Here is a 1,503-nt window from a genome sequence, read left to right on the forward strand (position 1 = left end):
GATAACCTTGATAGGCATGATGGGAATTCACCGCAATGATATTGCTATAGGGGCGTACATTTAACCATTGATCGCGGATGGAAAGGGTATGCCATAACGCTCGGAGTGCTCGACCAGCATGGGCGCTATGGTAGCGTGCAGCGCGACCCCGTCGCGCATCTGCGCGGCTCGGCTTGCCATACCCCGATCCCCCGGCAGGCGCACGGCCTCCACATCCGGTACAGGAGGGTTGCTGCGGCAGGATTCGGCAATCCAGTCAGTTTGACGTGTAAAGGCTTCGGAGCCCGCGAACGCGGTCGGATCATAAAGCGTCATGAACACTGTTGCGCCCCATCCTGCGGGCGGGTTGGCGCGGCCATGTCCTGCCAACCCGCCGGTCAGTGCCTCGACGATCAGCGCCAGCCCGAAACCCTTATGGCCGGACTCCTGGCCGCCCAGCGGCATGATGGTGCCCGGTGGATCGGTATTAAGCACCGCCGGATCACGGCTGGGCAGGCCCTGAGCATCGAGCATGCAATCGTGACCGAACTGCTTGCCGGCCTTTTGCAAACGCCCGCTCATGCCATTGGTCACGATGGATGATGAAATGTCGACAAGAAAAGGAGTGCCGGAAGTGGGAATGCCTGCGGCAATGGGGTCGGGAGTGAATACCGCCCTACGCCCACCGAATGGCGCAACGCTGGCGACTGCCGGATCGGAACTGGCCAGCAACAGCATCATTCCTTGCTCGGTGGCACGTAAAAGATAAGCGGCCAGGCAGGCAATATGATGGCTGCGACGTATTACCAGGGTTGCACTGCCAAATTGCCGGGCGCGCGGCACCAGTGTGTCCAGCCCCTGGCGCACCAGCCATGGTCCCGGCAGGCGGCGACCATCCCACAATAGCGAAGCTCCCCGGTCGGACACCACGTCGGCCGACCCGGCCAGCGTCATGGCGCCGTTCTGTATCTCTTTTATATAAGGCGCGAGCAACGCCAGTCCATGCGTATCGTGGCCCAACAGGTCGCCCTCCACCAAGGTTTCGGCCACGACAGCGGCGAGTGCGGCGTCCATGCCGGCGGCGCCAAGCAGATCGGTGGCGTAACGAACCAGGGCGGGTGCGGAATATCGATTTTCAGTCATCAGTATGTCGCCCTTCCGCCGGAAATATCAAAGACGGCGCCCGTCGAGAACGAACATTCCTCCGAGCAGAGCCAGGCCACGACAGAAGCGATCTCGTCCGGGGTGCCGAATCGATTCATTGGAATCTTGGAAAGCATGAAATCAATGTGCTGCTGCGTCATCTGCGCAAAGATACCGGTGCGTACCGCGGCCGGTGTAACGCAGTTGACACTGACGCCCGCCTGGGCCAGTTCTTTTGCCAGGGATTTTGTCAGGGCGATAACGCCCGCCTTGGAGGCGCTATAGGCCGAGGCGTTCGGGTTGCCTTCTTTGCCGGCAATGGACGCTATATTGACGATGCGTCCATACCCTTTTTCCCGCATATGCGGCACCACGGCACGG

Annotated in this window: 2 protein-coding genes; both read right to left on the reverse strand. The window is 60.7% G+C overall.

Features of this window, described 5'->3' with window-relative positions; translation table 11 throughout:
• Positions 1 to 60 precede the first annotated feature (60 nt).
• The gene (locus V6M52_RS16530) at positions 61 to 1,122 is read right to left on the reverse strand and encodes an Ldh family oxidoreductase (protein WP_332701892.1); all 1,062 of its coding nucleotides are present in this window, start codon (positions 1,120 to 1,122) and stop codon (positions 61 to 63) included.
• A partial coding sequence (locus V6M52_RS16535; RefSeq protein ID WP_332701894.1) for an SDR family NAD(P)-dependent oxidoreductase occupies positions 1,122 to 1,503 on the reverse strand: 382 nt, incomplete at its 5' end. The genes V6M52_RS16530 and V6M52_RS16535, both read right to left, overlap by 1 nt.

The organism is Devosia sp. (genome assembly GCF_036676215.1).
GTDB lineage: Bacteria > Pseudomonadota > Alphaproteobacteria > Rhizobiales > Devosiaceae > Devosia.